Genomic DNA, 14572 nt, shown 5'->3' with positions numbered 1-14572 from the left:
AATAATATGATAAAGATAGGAAGGTTTACCCAATGACACAAAAAGGCGGTTACCGCGTTTTATTGTACTATAAATTTGTTCCAATTCCCGATGCTGCAAGCTTTACAGCTGAGCATTTGACTTATTGCAAGGAGCTTGGCGTAAAAGGCAGAATTTTAATTGCGGATGAGGGCATTAACGGCACCTTATCAGGCACTTATGAGCAAACAGAGCAATATATGCAGCATATGCATGCCAACCCTCTGTTTGCCGATATGGTTTTCAAAATTGACGAAGCGGATAAGCATGCTTTCCGCAAAATTTTTGTAAGGCACAAAAAAGAGCTCGTCACTTTGCGGTATGAAAAGCCTTTAGATCCAAACAGCTTGAGCGGCAAGCGCTTATCGCCCAAGGAATTTCATGATTATTTGCAGCGCGAAGACGTCATTGTCCTCGACGGACGCAGCGATTATGAATATGATCTGGGTCATTTCCGCAACGCGATTAAGCCTACGCTGGAAACATTCAAGGAATTTCCGAAGTGGCTGCGTGAAAATATGCAAGACTATAAGGACAAGCCCATTTTGACTTATTGTACGGGAGGCATCCGCTGCGAGAAGCTTACAGGTGTTATGCTAAGTGAAGGCTTCACTGATGTATATCAGCTGGAAGGCGGGATCGTAACGTACGGCAAAGATGATGAAGTAAAGGGCAGACTGTGGGACGGCAAATGCTACGTATTCGATGAGCGTATTTCTGTAGATATTAATCATACTGATGAAGCGGTAGTTGTCGGCAAATGCTATCATTGCGGCACTCCTGCAGAAACGTATATTAATTGCGCGGATGATACCTGTCATCGCCAGCATATTGTATGCGATAATTGCGAACAGCAATATAATCATTACTGCTCGCCTGAATGCGAAGAGCATGTGCATAACCTAGCCCAGGGATAAACGTGCCCCGCTCCAAGGCATATAATAAACAGGGATATCGGCAACAACAACCGATATCCCTGTTTTATGGTTCGTCCCACTACGCAGACGAGCATTGTTTTTCATGCTATATTAAAAAGCTAATGAAGGATAGCTTTTTTGTAGTCACTCTTCATAATGGACTTCACTAATGAAGGCCATTTACTATTAGTTGGACAATACTTTTTAGCCACCTTTTCAATGGTATCCAAGCCTTTGCCCACATAATTTTTTGAAATCAGCTGCGCAAACTTCTCCACACTGTCGCTTTTCGTCTTAAAACTAAAGCCTTTATTAAACCCGTCACCGTCAATGGCATTCAATCCGAACAAGTTATTTTTCTGCTTGGCAAGCTTACTTTTGCCGTGACCGCTCTCCAGCTTCATCACCGCTACCGTGAAAAAAGCATTAACGCCGTACTTCACTTCCATTTCAAGCACAGCCTCGCCAAGCCCATGGCCTGCCAGAGCTGAATCTCCAAACAGCTTTTCAATTTGCTCGCTCGTAAGACCGGAAGCCTGGTCAACCGTCGAGGTAGGCTGATTGGCCTTTTTGTCTTTTTGAACGGTTTTCACAATTTTAGGCAAAGCTTCGCTCTTCAGCTTGGCAGACAGCTGCTGAGGATGCTGGTCTGTTGCCGACGATACTGCTTCCGTATAGCTTTGAATCGTAACTGGCTTGTTCATTTCACGCTGTTCTAATGCTCCCTCTTCTGCTTGCTCAATCCGTTTCACATAATTTCCATTTATGTATCCATCCGACTCCAGCTCAAGCCAGCCATTTTCAAGCTCGCTTACAATAGTGAGCTGGTCGCCTTGCTTCACCGTTTTAAGTATTTTAGAATCGGCATGACCCTGCTCCCGTATATTCAAAAAGTAAGCTGTAACTTCAACCATAAAGGATGGAAGGCTGCCGGCAATCTCTGTTTTCTCGTTATATGTAATTTCATTCCTTTGCAATACTTTATCTAAACTCTCTGTGATCGTTTCAGCATACAAGCTTGAATATGCCTCATCCATCGTTATGCTTTCATCCGCTAGAGCTCTATTATCGTCTTCCTCATCATTTTCCTCATAAATTTTATTCCATGCATTATTCAGCTTTTGAAAGGCGGCTAACCAGGCTGGCTTCCAATCGCTATGATGCGCTACGTCAATATGAACAGCCTCACTAGCAGGAACTTCCTCCATGACTGAGCTCGATGTTTCCAGATGGGCGGATTCAGTGCGGTGAGGCGGATTAAGCAAAAGGGTTATCACTAGCAATAAACAAATAGTCATTATACTTATTGGATGATTGATCATTTTTCTCATATCAAGTACCTCTTTCCTAAATTTATTTAAGAAGATCGGTCTTGGAAGAGTATATGTGGCAACGTCCAAGCTAAGACTGTCATTTTAAAAAAAGTGCTTAAAAATAATAAAAAAACAGCTTTCCTGTAATAGGAAAACTGTTGATATTAGTGGATTTTCAGTCCTTAAAAAATATTTTTTCGCTATTTATTATTTTTTTTCAGACAATTTATTAATGCTATTAAATTTATAGGTGTTTAGCAGAGAGAATACCGGGATACTGGCATTATTTGAATGATTTTATTCAACATCGCATCATCCATTAACTGCTCGGACAGCAATACGATTTGACCGGCATCCTCGCGCGCCCGAATCAACCGGCCGATGCCTTGCCGCAATCTCAGCAGCATATAAGGCATATCAATTTGCTCGAACGACTGCTCCGCTTCCGCACGCAGCGCTGTAAAGACAGGATCATTAGGCGGAAACGGCAGATCCCAAATAATGACCTGTGTCAATGCAGGACCCGGAATATCAAGGCCCTCCCACAAGGTAGAAGCGCAAAGCACGCTGCTTTTATCCATTTGAAACTGTTTAATTAAATGACTGATTTCCTGTGTGCCTTCAAACAGCATACCGCTCAACTCGGCATTAGAATAACAATATTGTCTAAACACTTCAAGCTGCTGCTGCGAGGAAAACAGGACGAGTGTGCTGCCACCATTTTTTTCTATCAGCTCAATCGTTTTTCGGGATTTTTCCGCTAAGGATATGGCTGGCTGCTTCATGATGGAAAGCTTCATTTGCACATCATAATCATATGGCGACTGAACGGTGAAGGATAGATGGCTTCCGATGCCAAGCGCATCGGCAAGCAGCTTGAAATCACCGTTAACAGATAAGGTAGCAGAGGAAAATACGATCGGCATCGTGCCGTTAAACACGTACTCCTTTAGCATTTCCTTTACTTTTTTGGGCATAATGATAAGCGACAATCCTAATTTGTCCTTGCTTGCCCAGCTAATAGGCTGTACAGGCTGCCGAAATTGTGACAAAGCTTGCTGAATCGTATCCAAATGCTCTTCGACAATTTTGAGCTGATAAGAATCGATCGTAAACATGCCGCCTTCATACACAAGCTGCTCTTCAATCTCGTTAATAGCGGCATGAAATTGATGCAGCTCTTTTGTCAGCCTGTCACTCCATAAAATCTCCATTCGGTCAGATGCTTCAACCTGCCTGCTAGACTGCTCCAACTGTTGAAACAAGCGTTCACTGGCCGATATCGCTTCCTCAATCGCAAGTGCGAGTGATTCTCGAATTTCACCCTGCAGCAGACGAACAACAATTTCTTCAAACACATCATGATTGAGCTTATAGGTCAATGCTTTTTGAGCCGCGGTTTCAAGCAGATGCCCTTCATCGAATACAACCGAGCTGTGTTCCGGCAGCAATGGAAGCTGTCCTTCACGCTTGCGTGATTCAAATGTCCATACATGCTGCATATAAAAATCATGCGAGCAAATAATGGCATCTGCTGTTTTACGGTAATAATCTCTCGACAGCGTTTGTCCGCAGCGATGCCTGCGATCGCAGACGAAGCAATCCTGAAATACATCCCAGCCAATCCTCGACCATTCCTTATCACTTAAATCCGGATAATCTCTGCGATCTCCGTACGGATAAAAGCTTTGCATCGTAGTCGGCTTCGTAACAAAATCTGGCAGCCCTTCATATATGTCGAACAAGCGGTCCGCGAACAGCTCATTCTCCTCTTCGCCTCTAGCTTCATCAAGCTTTTCCAAGCACAGATACTGATCTTTAGATTTCGCGAGTCTGGCATCAATTTGAAAATCCAAATGCTTGGCTATCTTGGCAAGATCGCCTTCCTCTTTTACGAGCTGCTCAATTAAGGACTCATCTGCACACGCTATAATTGCCGGCTTTCCGCTATAGCGCGCGTAGCTGATTGCATATAACAAATAAGCTAGCGTTTTTCCTGTGCCTACACCAGCCTCGGCAAAAATAATCTCACGATCCGCATACGCGCGTTCCAACTGAAACGCCATATAAATTTGCTCATCACGCACTTCAAAGCCTGATTCTGGCAGCTTTTCATAAAAAACATCTGCAATCCAATCGCTAGCCTGCTGAATAAACGGCTGCTTATGGTCATAGTCAAACGGATAATGGTTAAGCTTCACTTCTCTGTTTCTCCTTTAAGATGAACCTTCCCATCGAATGGAATCTGTTCATGTACATACCTTATTTTTGGCGAAAATGCTTCAACTACTAGTGAAAATTTGTGTATAATACAATTGAAATTGCAAAGGAGAACCTAGTCATATGAATCATATTAAATTTATGCTATACACGATTGCAGCAGGCTTGCTGGCAGGTACTCTATCTGCTTTTTTTCTGGTTAGCTTAGAATGGGTCACCAGTATGCAAAACACTTATCATTGGCTGCTTTGGCTGCTTCCGCTTGGAGGAGCACTTGTATCGTATGCTTATATTAAATTTGGCAAAGATACAAGCCGCGGCAATGCGCTTATTTTTGAACAGATTCAGACCGGGCGAGGCAGCGTTCCCTTTCGCATCGTGCCGTTTGTACTTGGCGGAACATTGATCACCCATCTATTTGGCGGTTCCGCAGGCCGGGAAGGGACAGCGATGCAAATGGGCGGCGGAGCTGCCAGCTGGCTTGGTGCTGTCGGCAATTTAAACGCAGAACAGATCAGACTATTGCTGCTTGCCGGCATTAGCGCAGGCTTCGGCTCCTTATTCGGAACGCCGCTGGCAGCGGCTGTTTTCGCATTGGAGGCTGCAGCCAGAGGCAAGCAGCGCCTTCACGCTATCATCCCTTGCCTTGCAGCCAGTTATACCGCCCATTTCGTATGTCTGCTCTGGGGCGCAAAGCATCAGCATTACTTTATTAGCCTAGTACCTCATTTTAATTTCATAATTTTAATCAAGCTTATAGCAGCCTCAGCAGCGATTGGCGCAGCTGCCTGGCTGTTTAAAAAAGCACTCTCCAGCTTGAAAAGACTGTTTCAAGCCTATTTGCCGCATACGGCTTGGCGAAGCTTCGCAGGGGGAATCATCATCATTGCACTTGTCTATGCACTGGGCACCAGAGCTTACCTTGGCTTAGGGCTTCCCTTAATCGAGCAAGCATTCGATCAGCCGGCAGCAGCACAATGGTTCGCCCTCAAACTCATATTTACTGTTATAACACTGGCAGCAGGCTTTATCGGCGGCGAGGTTACGCCATTATTCGCTATAGGCGCAACGCTTGGCAGCGCGCTTGCTCCGCTAATAGGCACATCGCCTTCGTTTTTGGCGGCAATCGGCCTTTCTGCCATGTTTGGCGCTGCCACGAAAGCGCCGCTCGCCGCATTTGTGCTTGGCCTAGAATTGTTTGGCACGGATGCAGCCTTATATTTGCTGGCAGCTTGTCTTATCAGCAGCCTGTGCTCCGGGAAAAACAGCATTTATGCTGCCCCTGTCCGCCAATCGATGTGATTAGCCGAATCGCTTCCGATAGCCGCACTTCTTGCAAAGCTCCTCAACGGCTTCTCTTCTTGAGAAGCCGTCATAAATCCGCGTTGCCCGCTCTCCATCAATAATGTCCGAAAAGCTCTGTTCATGCACGTTGCCTAAGTTGATAATACCTTCACCATCCAGACAGCAGGGAATCACAGTTCCATCGATCAGCACTCCAGCCTGATTGCGCAGCGCGTAGCAAAAGCCTTTTCCCTCGTCTGCTGGAGCAGCCAGATCAGGCCAATCGAATTCAGGATCCTGATTCAAATAAATGCGATCAGCAATTTTGACGCCAGTGCCTGGCTTGAAGCGCTCTTCTATCTGATAATCCAGGCTATATTCCTTTTCTATCATCGCCAGCAGTTCGCGATTTTTTTGCTTTTGCTGATTTAGCTCATTGTCCATGTCGAGATTCCACAATCTGTACGAAACAATCAAGTTGCTGGCGGCATTTGCCTCTCGGACAAAATCTAAAATTTGCGACAGATAGCCTTCCTTATCCTTAGATCCGGGATGCCCGTCAAAGCTGTGCAAGGAAAAATTAATCTGGCGCAGTGCAGGTTTTCCGAGCAGCTTATGCTTATTTTTCGCAATCAGCGTGCCATTAGTCGTAATATTTACTTTAAAGCCCTTCTCATGGCTAATATCGAGCAATTGGTCAAGCTTCGGATGCAAAAGCGGCTCGCCCTTCACATGGAAATAAATATAGTCGGTAAAGGGCTTGACCTGATCCAGCGTTTTACTGAAATCTGCAACAGAAATAAACCCTTTGGCACGCTGAGTAGGCGGACAAAAGGTGCAGGATAAATTGCAAATGCTCGTCGTTTCTATATAAAATTTTTTAAATCGCTTCACTGCAATCACAATTCCTATCTTGTTAAAATCGTATTGATTATCCATCTAGTATACACTAGTTAACTGCTGTAGTCTCTAGCCCAAAAAAGCTTAAAAAACAAGTTGACCCCTGCTGAAAATCATAATATAATGGCGGTACGAATGAGGTAAACAGTTTTCTAGGGTTCCGCAGTCATCCACGGCTGGCCTGGTCCGAGAGAAAACACGCGTAATAGCCGCGTTAACACGGAGGGATAAAAGCCCGGGAGATATCATCGTGATATTTCTCGAGGCTTTTTTTGTTTTTTGCGCATCCTATAAAAATATTTGCAAGTATCCACTCGTGTGCGACGCGATTATTCGCGGCTACAAAATAGAAAGGGAGAGCAGCTATGACTGTAAATCGAAATGTGTACTGGATTTTGCTAATTGTTGCAGGCTTTTTTGAAATTATGTGGGTTGTAGGATTAAAGCATGCCGATTCTGTGCTGCTTTGGGGTATGACAGTCATCGCCATACTCGTCAGCTTTGGATTGCTTATACACACCAGCAAATTTTTGCCTACTAGCACAGCATATGCCGTTTTCGTTGGCATCGGCACCGCAGGAACGGTCGTATCCGAAATGACCATATTCGGGGAGCCATTCAGCTGGGGCAAAATTATACTCATTATTGTTCTGCTTATTGGAATCATCGGACTGAAGCTTGTTACAGACGAGCATTCGCAGGCACAAGAAACAAGTAATGCTAACGAGAAAGGAGCAGGAGTAAGCAAATGAGCTGGATATATATCATTTTGGCTGGATTATTTGAAGTTGTAGGCGTTTCTGGAATAGCTAGAATCAGTCAAGCAGGAACGATTAAAAATTATTTCATTATGATTGCCGGTTTTACGATCAGCTTCCTGTTTCTTGCTCTTGCCATGGAATCTATGCCAATGGGCACTGCATATGCCGTTTGGACTGGAATAGGCACGATCGGCAGCGCCATCGTCGGCATAGTAGTATTTCATGAATCGCGCAGTAAAAAAAGAGTGTTTTTTATCGCCCTCGTTCTTTTTTCTGTTATTGGATTAAAATTGATTGAATAGGCGTTTACAGCAAAAAGGCTGAAAACAGGGGCTATCCCTGCTTCAGCCTTTTTGAACTTGATCGCTGTGCATTCCCTTTTCATTTGCTAGTTGCTATTTTTGGACTTCAAGCATACGAAGCAATACTGTGATGACTTCTGCACGGGTTGCATGCCCATTAGGAATAAACTGTTTATTGCCGCGTCCTTGCATAATGCCAGCTTCATGAACAGCGTTTACGCTTTCTCTCGCCCATTTTGGAATATCATGATAATCGGTATAGCTCCCTGTACTATCCTTTTTTGCCGGCAAATCGAGTGCACGAGCAATCATAACAGCAAGCTGTGCACGTGTAATATACGCCGCCGGTCTGAAAGTTCCATCCTCATAACCGCTTATTATGCCTGCATGAATTGCTTTCTCAACGGATTCCCGCGCCCAAGAGCTTATTGATGCATGATCGGCAAATGAAATTCCTCCCTTCGTACTATCAGACTTCAACGCATTCATTAGCATGACTGTAAATTGCTCCCTTGTCACATCGTCATTCGGTCTGAATGTGCCGTCAGGAAAACCATTTATTAAGTTTAAAGCCGCGGCACGCTTAATTAAGCTTTCAGCCCAATGATTTTTAATGTCATTAAATGTTGCTCCATTTTCAACCGCTGATTCGCTCTCGTTTTCATTTTCTTTCGAGCCGCTGGAATTATCGCCATCACCATCATCGGTGTCTCCCCCATTGCTGCCATTCTCATTTCCCCCTCCGGGAGTTTCTGTATCAGGAGGCCCAGCATCTGCAGCAGGACCGAATATAGCCACCTCCGCAATACTGTTCCAGGCGTTGGATGTATTGCCGTATCCTTTTATGCGCACGTATCGTGCGGTTACAGGTGAAAAAGAATGCAATTCAAGCTCAATACTGCTGCCCGAGCTGAATCCGTCGAAAACCTTGCTCCATGCTATTCCATCCTCAGACAGTTCAATTTGAAAATAGCTGGACCTTATATTGCCTTGATACCATGCGACTGCCAGAGCGGCCACCTTTTTCAGCCCGCCCAAGTCATATTGTATCCACTGATCGCCTTCAGCCGACCAGCGCGTATTAAAATTATTGTCGAGCGTATTTTCCGGCACATTCCCGTCATGTGTACTTGCCGTCACACCGGCAGGAATAATTTTTCTATCCTCCGGCGGCATAGTCTGATCCACCGTCTGCTTAAACACGATGTAATATACAGCCGGTTTTTTCTGAGCATTCGGGTCTTTTACTTTAATGATGGTCGTACCTGGAAGCTGTGCAGCAGGCTGTACACTTACTTCAAATTGGCTGCTTGTACCTGTAACAACAGGTACGGTTTGACGATCACGCGGCAGCTCCACATCGTAAACATATCGATCCGATTGAAAATCAGCCAACGGCACTCCATCAATTGCCAAGCCGCTGAGCACTGCAATTTCCCCGGCCTCAATCTCCCACTCATCCAGCGGAACGACCGGCACATCGTCGAGCATCGACAAATCACCGTTTATTATTGGCGTCATACGAACAGTAATCGCAGCCTCCTTCACTTCCTCCAAATGAATTGCCAGCTTCTGAACACCGACATTCCTCGTTTGGCCGGCCGGATTCAATGAAGTTGGCAGGGGCTCGGCAGGCATAACGCTAAAGGAAGCATTGACCGGACTTAAAATCTCGACTGCAAGCTGCCGTCCATCTTGACTCAACAAGGCAATCGTCCCATTCTGCTTTAACTCAATGTCGGCACGCGTATGCATAAACCAATACAGCTCGGAAGGCACCTTCAGCTTGACCTCATCCTGTACGAGAAATTGACGGCGATGATCAATAAGCGCTGTCCCCCGCTTCACAGATACGGCAGATTTTTGATAAGCTGGCGTCAAATCAGCAATTGCAAATGCTCCCTCGCTGGATTCGAACGATGTTCGCGTAATTTCTGATATAGAGCTTGCGGACTGATCTACACCGGCAGACGGCTGTATGACGAGTGTATTATGGCCTTCCGCACGTTTACGGTAATAGGTCCATCTCAATCCGGTTTCACTCATATCCCAATAGCCCGGCAAGTTATAATTTTCCGAACCCAGATCCAGCGCCCAGCGAACCCCATTCGCATCAAAGACAAATGAGCCCGTGTCAAGATCGCCGTGCGGCGCGCCGTTTTCCCCTCCTTTGAAGCCAACGAACAAAGCATTCGGATCATTCCAGCTGCTTCTCATAGTGACAGCCTTGGGAAGAATAAAATGATGATCCAAATCTGCTGGCGGTGCTGCTCCATAGCTTCCTTCACGATACCAAAGCATATCGTATAAGCCAGGATTAATCGAAGCCCCGCTTGCAAACTGATGGTACCAGGTATATTCAGGCTTGTTAAAATGCTCTGCGAACCAAAGCAAAAGTCTGCCTGGGATTAAGGAGCTGCCATTGTCAAAATAATTGAATGCCCCTTTCGGTCCCGCAATGTAAATCGGATATTCAGCAGTTTCGGCTATTCCTTCTCTTTCTGAAAAGCCAAAATCATGACCAAATACACTATTTAATGAAGAAAGAAAGTAAATGAGATACATTGTACCGTATTCCCAATAAGCAGGCCCCTCAGTTGCCGAACCGTCGGGTGCATACTGCGGCAGCCCAAACTGAATCGATTTGAAGGCTTCCCTTAAAATCAGCCCGGCAAGCTCCTCCTCCTCATCGGCGATGGCAAGAGCGCCAAGCGTCATCCCTGCATTCGATACAAAATTCCAATTGTCGCGGTTATAAACCCACCAGTAGGTTTTGTTCAAATACATAGGCACTGCCGGCGTTAATCCTTTGTCAGCTATCGCCTCGCGAATCGTTGCCCGCTGCTGCTCTGTAAGCACATGGTAAAGCCAGTCATATCCTAGCGACACCCCGTGGGTCATCATTGCCGTATCCAGAAAGTGGCCGGGACTCCAATCGGGATATGCGGCGCTAGACACATGCTCCAGCTCTTGCCAGGCTCTTTGCGCATAGCTATCGTCCTCTGTAATTTGATAGACAAATGCCAGTGTTGCGATTCTCGTTGCTGAGGTTGTATCGAGACGCAAGCCGTCCGGCTTGTTATAAACGCGCGGCTGCTCGGACAACATGGCATCTGCCTGCGATTTTACAAACTTGAACCACTCCTTCATTTGTGGATTATTATCAGCCAATTGCTGACGGATACGTGCAAAATCATCGGCAGTTGCCATCAATCTCGGATGGCTGTTGTTCGGCTGCTCCGCCTTCAGCTCGGCAATAATTTCTTCTGCTGTTGGAGCCGTGTATACATGAATGTAAGTTGAGGAGCTCCCTCCTAAAGAACTGGTCACACGCACGTAGAAAGTATCATTTCCTACATAATCTTGATTTGGCGTATACGTCCAGCTTCCTAGGCCGTCCATAACGAGCTGTCCATTGGCTGGCTGCTGCTCTACTTCATACTGCAAACCTTCCGGATGATTGCTAAGCGCTTTTAATGTACCGGAAACTGCAGTGTTTTTATTCGTCGGGTAGATCCCTTCCTCCAATTGTGGCGGCTTATGGACTGGTGTAACCGTAATAGCTACTCTAGCGGCAGCCAGATCGCCAGCTTCATTTTTAACAGTTACATAAAAGCTGTCTTCCCCCGTGAAGGATGGATCAGGATAATACTCCCATTTTCCATCAGCCGTTAAATATGCCAGACCATGTGCAGGCTCTGTAAATAACTCATAGGCAAGCAAGCCTTCATCCGCTGATTCCGCTTCGATGGCACCGCTTACAAATCCTCCTTGCAGAACGGTTTCTTGAACATTCGATACCGTAATTCCAGATGGTTCACCCACATAGACAACAGCAACAGCCGATTTCCCCTTATTGGTCCCTTCTGTTTTGGCTGTTATTAGTGCGATCCCATCAGAAAGACCCGTCACTGCACCATCCGATACAGTTGCAACGGCTGGATTCGAGCTTTCCCATGAAATTAATGTCTCCACGGCGTCTTCAGGTGAAATTTGAAGGCTTAATGATTTTGTTTCGCCTGGCAGTAGAATGACCTGCTCCTCTAGTAACTTGATTCCATCAATCGGAATCCACTGCAGCATACTGGAATCATCAAACCAAACTTTTCCAGTCCCATTTTCGTAAAAACTTTCCCAAGTGACTTTGTGTGCGTCCGCTGGAATGTCTACCACCTTTTCTATTAATGTCCAGTCCTCCGCTGCAGCAAGGGAAGTTGATTCGATATAGGCAATGCGAGTGTTCGATTGATCGTAGACCTGAATTCTATAATATACCTTGCCAGTATAATCTTCCGTCTTAACCCATTGCTGCATCCGGTATTGCTTTCCTTTTTGACTGGCAGACAAAACGATACTCTGAATAAGCGCTCCCCGGCTCATGCTGTCCGCTTCTATTTTATAAGCGTTGCTTCCTGTTCTTGCAATCGTTTGATCAACCGAATATACCGGACTTCCTGAAAATGTATAAGTGGTCCACGGCGGGCTGGCACCATTGTTCATTGTTTCATAGCCGCCATTTACAAGAAGCTCTGCCGGTGCCGCATATTCATATAACTGAATATCATCAAACCATGCAGTCCCTGTTGAATTTTCTAAGAAACCTTCCCACATGATTCTCACAGTTCCTTCCGGTATATAAATCTGCTTTTGAATAAGCGTCCAATCATTCGTTCCCCGCAAAACACTGCTTTCAACAAGCACGGTTCTAGTGCCGCCGCTGTCATACATTTGAACTCTCGCATAAACACGGCCCGTAGATATGATATCTTCTGTTTTTACCCATTGCTGAAACACATAATCTTTACCTGCTTGTCCGCTTGTCAAATGAACAACTTGCCTGACTTGCCCTCTCGCTTGCTCGCTTGCACGAATCTGATAAGAATGTTCACCTTCCTTGGACTCGGAGTTCGTAACCCCATATTGAGGCGTACCTGTGAAAGTATACGTTTCCCAATGGCTCGGATTACTGCTGCCGTCGAGCATTTCAAAGCTGCCATTCGAAATCAAGTTGGCCGGGCCAGAGGCAAAGCTTTTTTCTGCATTACCGCCAATCCATGGGATACTTGGAATGAGCAGCACTATACACAGCAGCATTGCAATACTTTTTCTCCATAAGCTTCCTTTCATACAGTCTTTACTCCTCCTTCATATAAGTGTTGAGATTTACATAGCTGAAATTCATGTACATCTCCCTTTCACAATAAAAGAGGACCTCTCCATTTTCTATAAACAGTCTTGCAACGTGCTATCCAGATCACATCATTACAGCTATCTATTCTTAAAACAACTATTCATATTTAATATTTTGCCTCAATCTGACTTGTCTTTTGACTTTTTATAATATTCCTTTACAGGAATATTCCCTTTATGGTATATTCTTATTACGATATTATTGAATGGAAATGAGGAGTGAGACAGCTGTAAACAATGGACATTTCGATTTTTGCAGCACTTGCTGAACCAAGCCGGTTTCAAATCGTTGAACTTTTGCGGGATGGCCCACTCACTGTTGGGGATATCGCAGAACGAACTGGACTGCGGCAGCCGCAAGCCTCCAAGCATCTTCGCGTACTAAGCGAAGCCGGTCTTGTCGAAGTAAATGCCGAAGCCAATAAACGATTTTATAAGCTGCGACAGGAACCGTTTAAGGAAATGGAGCAATGGCTGGAGTCATGGCACCGTGTTTGGGATGAAAGATTCGACCGCTTAGACGATTATTTAAAAGAGCTGCAGAGCAAGGAAAAAGAAGACACTTAAGTCATGATTGCACACAAATTCAAATTATTTTATTTGGGAGTGAATGAAAATGACAACAAAAAATGATGCAACGAGCAAAACCGCAGTAAAAGTTGAAGGCCGCGAATTGATTATTTCCCGCAGTTTCCATGCGTCACGAGAGCTTGTATTTAAAGCTTGGACTGACCCTAAGCATTTGCCTCAATGGTGGGGACCAAAACAATTTACGACCACAGTGCAGGAAATCAATATTCAGCCTGGCGGAGTATGGCGTTATGTTATGCACGGGCCTGATGGTAATGATTACAACAACAAGATCACCTTTATCAAAGTAGAATCCCCTGAATATCTCGAGTATGCTCATGGGGACGATACAGATGATGAACAGTTCCGGGTAACTGTAACTTTCGGCCAAGAAGGCCAGTCAACTCAGCTTACGATGCGTATGCAGTTCAAATCCATCGAAGAGCTGGAGCAATCTGTCAAGCAATATGGAGCGATAGAAGGAGCACAGTCTACTCTAGACAGGCTTGAGGTGCAGCTCCCTAAAATTATGTTGACGAAGGCTCAAGGCCAAGCGTTTATGTTAGAGCGCATTTTCGATGCGCCCAAAGAGCTCGTATTCAAAGCTTTTTCAGAAGCGGAGCATCTGAAAAATTGGTGGGGGCCTCGTGGATGGACGCTTACCCATTGCAATGTTGATTTTAGACCGGGCGGCTCCTGGCATTATTGCATGAAATGCATGGATAAAAACCAAGGCGATTTTTACGGCTTTGAATCATGGGGCAAAGCGGTTTACAAAGAGATTGCAGCAGGAGAAAAAATTGTATACGTTGATTATTTCTCAGACGCTGAGGGTAATGAATCAACGGAGCTGCCTCCAAGTGAAGTTATATTGCATTTCGAAGAGGCAGATGGCAAAACAATCGTTAGAAGCCAGTCCATATTCCATTCCGAGGATGCTTTGAAGACCGTTATCGAAATGGGCATGGAGCAAGGTATTACCGAGACTTGGGATCGTCTCGCCGAGCATCTGCTTTCGGTTATCAAATCATAAGGGTTATTCTACCAAAAGCACAAGAAGCTGTTCATGAACGATTCGGTTCATGAACAGCTTCTTT

Annotated in this window: 10 protein-coding genes, 1 pseudogene and 1 riboswitch; of the genes and pseudogenes, 7 read left to right on the top strand and 4 right to left on the bottom strand. The window is 45.2% G+C overall.

Annotated features, from left to right (window positions below; genetic code table 11):
- Nucleotides 1-32: 32 nt before the first annotated feature.
- Nucleotides 33-935 carry a rhodanese-related sulfurtransferase gene (locus ACRRU2_RS03750; protein ID WP_432499980.1) on the top strand — a complete coding sequence of 301 codons (903 nt, stop codon included), beginning with the start codon at nucleotides 33-35 and terminating at the stop codon, nucleotides 933-935.
- A 119-nt stretch (nucleotides 936-1054) separates the two neighbouring features.
- Here the strand turns inward: ACRRU2_RS03750 and ACRRU2_RS03745 are convergent, their stop codons facing one another.
- Nucleotides 1055-2266, bottom strand: coding sequence for a glucosaminidase domain-containing protein (locus tag ACRRU2_RS03745; protein ID WP_432499979.1), 1212 nt, complete (start codon nucleotides 2264-2266; stop codon nucleotides 1055-1057).
- A 236-nt stretch (nucleotides 2267-2502) separates the two neighbouring features.
- Nucleotides 2503-4449 carry an ATP-dependent DNA helicase gene (locus tag ACRRU2_RS03740; protein ID WP_432499978.1) on the bottom strand — a complete coding sequence of 649 codons (1947 nt, stop codon included), beginning with the start codon at nucleotides 4447-4449 and terminating at the stop codon, nucleotides 2503-2505.
- Between the two features lie 142 nt (nucleotides 4450-4591).
- Here ACRRU2_RS03740 and ACRRU2_RS03735 point away from each other — a divergent pair, with 142 nt between their 5' ends.
- Nucleotides 4592-5770: a chloride channel protein gene (locus tag ACRRU2_RS03735; RefSeq protein WP_331699508.1), complete on the top strand. Its 1179-nt coding sequence runs from the start codon at nucleotides 4592-4594 to the stop codon at nucleotides 5768-5770.
- On the opposite strand, the gene ACRRU2_RS03730 is transcribed toward ACRRU2_RS03735, so the two are convergent.
- Nucleotides 5771-6646 carry a radical SAM/SPASM domain-containing protein gene (locus tag ACRRU2_RS03730; protein ID WP_331699627.1) on the bottom strand — a complete coding sequence of 292 codons (876 nt, stop codon included), beginning with the start codon at nucleotides 6644-6646 and terminating at the stop codon, nucleotides 5771-5773.
- Nucleotides 6647-6793: 147 nt separating this feature from the next.
- A riboswitch (guanidine-I (ykkC/yxkD leader) is annotated at nucleotides 6794-6896 on the top strand.
- A gap of 121 nt (nucleotides 6897-7017) precedes the next feature.
- Between ACRRU2_RS03730 and ACRRU2_RS03725 the strand changes: the two genes are divergently transcribed.
- Nucleotides 7018-7404 (top strand): DMT family transporter, encoded by a 387-nt coding sequence (locus tag ACRRU2_RS03725; protein WP_331699509.1) that lies wholly within the window; start codon nucleotides 7018-7020, stop codon nucleotides 7402-7404.
- A complete protein-coding gene (locus ACRRU2_RS03720) occupies nucleotides 7401-7715 on the top strand; it encodes a DMT family transporter (protein ID WP_331699510.1) in 315 nt (104 codons plus the stop codon). Before ACRRU2_RS03725 ends, ACRRU2_RS03720 begins: the two co-directional genes overlap by 4 nt.
- Nucleotides 7716-7808: 93 nt before the next feature.
- Here ACRRU2_RS03720 and ACRRU2_RS03715 read toward each other — a convergent pair whose 3' ends face one another.
- The gene (locus ACRRU2_RS03715) at nucleotides 7809-12842 is read right to left on the bottom strand and encodes an S-layer homology domain-containing protein (protein WP_432499977.1); all 5034 of its coding nucleotides are present in this window, start codon (nucleotides 12840-12842) and stop codon (nucleotides 7809-7811) included.
- A 300-nt stretch (nucleotides 12843-13142) separates the two neighbouring features.
- Between ACRRU2_RS03715 and ACRRU2_RS03710 the strand changes: the two genes are divergently transcribed.
- The 3 genes and pseudogenes from ACRRU2_RS03710 (at nucleotide 13143) to ACRRU2_RS03700 (ending at nucleotide 14508) form a co-directional block, all read left to right on the top strand.
- Nucleotides 13143-13472, top strand: a complete 330-nt coding sequence (locus tag ACRRU2_RS03710) for an ArsR/SmtB family transcription factor (protein WP_331699512.1) — start codon at nucleotides 13143-13145, stop codon at nucleotides 13470-13472.
- Between the two features lie 43 nt (nucleotides 13473-13515).
- Nucleotides 13516-13974, top strand: a pseudogene (locus ACRRU2_RS03705) (SRPBCC family protein); the annotation flags it as partial.
- A gap of 30 nt (nucleotides 13975-14004) precedes the next feature.
- On the top strand, nucleotides 14005-14508 hold the full coding sequence (locus tag ACRRU2_RS03700) for an SRPBCC domain-containing protein (protein ID WP_432500099.1): 504 nt from the start codon (nucleotides 14005-14007) through the stop codon (nucleotides 14506-14508).
- Nucleotides 14509-14572 lie beyond the last annotated feature (64 nt).

Origin of the sequence: Paenibacillus sp. GXUN7292, from assembly GCF_050864975.1 — a bacterium.
Classification (GTDB): Bacteria; Bacillota; Bacilli; order Paenibacillales; family Paenibacillaceae; genus Pristimantibacillus.
Note: the sequence above shows the minus strand (reverse complement) of the source record. Positions and strands in the feature narration are given on the sequence as shown.

What these genes read in the sequence shown, in the direction of transcription:
- ACRRU2_RS03750 (WP_432499980.1), top strand. Translation starts at nt 33, where the DNA reads ATGACACAAAAAGGCGGTTACCGCGTTTTATTGTACTATAAATTTGTT.
- ACRRU2_RS03745 (WP_432499979.1), bottom strand. Translation starts at nt 2,266, where the DNA reads ATGAGAAAAATGATCAATCATCCAATAAGTATAATGACTATTTGTTTA.
- ACRRU2_RS03735 (WP_331699508.1), top strand. Translation starts at nt 4,592, where the DNA reads ATGAATCATATTAAATTTATGCTATACACGATTGCAGCAGGCTTGCTG.
- ACRRU2_RS03725 (WP_331699509.1), top strand. Translation starts at nt 7,018, where the DNA reads ATGACTGTAAATCGAAATGTGTACTGGATTTTGCTAATTGTTGCAGGC.
- ACRRU2_RS03720 (WP_331699510.1), top strand. Translation starts at nt 7,401, where the DNA reads ATGAGCTGGATATATATCATTTTGGCTGGATTATTTGAAGTTGTAGGC.
- ACRRU2_RS03715 (WP_432499977.1), bottom strand. Translation starts at nt 12,842, where the DNA reads ATGAAAGGAAGCTTATGGAGAAAAAGTATTGCAATGCTGCTGTGTATA.
- ACRRU2_RS03710 (WP_331699512.1), top strand. Translation starts at nt 13,143, where the DNA reads ATGGACATTTCGATTTTTGCAGCACTTGCTGAACCAAGCCGGTTTCAA.
- ACRRU2_RS03700 (WP_432500099.1), top strand. Translation starts at nt 14,005, where the DNA reads ATGTTGACGAAGGCTCAAGGCCAAGCGTTTATGTTAGAGCGCATTTTC.